The sequence below is a fragment of the Pseudoalteromonas sp. SR44-8 genome, from assembly GCF_014163635.1.
Lineage (GTDB): Bacteria > Pseudomonadota > Gammaproteobacteria > Enterobacterales > Alteromonadaceae > Pseudoalteromonas > Pseudoalteromonas rhizosphaerae.
This window is the reverse complement of record NZ_JACJDS010000096.1, coordinates 1-575: the sequence shown is the minus strand read 5'-3', so window position 1 is coordinate 575 and position 575 is coordinate 1. Positions and strand designations below refer to the sequence as shown.

Annotated in this window: 2 pseudogenes; both read right to left on the bottom strand. The window is 41.6% G+C overall.

Annotated elements, in window-relative coordinates:
- Positions 1-401, bottom strand: a pseudogene (locus tag H5183_RS21480) (hypothetical protein); the annotation flags it as partial.
- Positions 388-575, bottom strand: a pseudogene (locus H5183_RS21655) (hypothetical protein); the annotation flags it as partial. The pseudogenes H5183_RS21655 and H5183_RS21480, both read right to left, overlap by 14 nt.

The following is a 575-nucleotide window of genomic DNA, read 5'->3' as shown; positions in this document are numbered from 1 at the left end:
TGAATAGGGTCATCAGCATCGGTGGGCCCAAAGCCTCGCGGAAATCCGCGGTGGTGATAATTAGGATGGGTAACCGTAAACTCAATCGATGCATAGGCATTGGGTTGTAATAAATCCAAACGCTCCCGTGGGAAGGTAATTGGCTCATTAGCATAGGCAGTTTTAAAATATTTATAACCAAAATCAATACCACAACTACTATGACCACACGACTCTGAATAGGCCGACTTTATCAAAAAAGGGAATTCTGGCACTGAGCCATCTTCTGTTTCAATCGTCACAACAATGGGCCCACGATAGCCATGCGCTTTATCGAATACCGTAGTGCAACTTGTTGTCAAAAAACACGCCAGTAGCACACAGTAAAATTGCAGTGCAGTTTTACGCTTATAATCCTTCATATTCAGCCTTCCTTGGTTTTAAAATTTGCTTTCTACAGTCAACCATATCCCAACAATCCGTTTCGGGTACACCGTAATACCACGCTCTAAAAATCGGTTGATACTTTTCAATTACCCGTTGTTGCATACGTTTTGAAAAATGGGGTAAGTAAAAAGTTTTGATCACCGTAATGT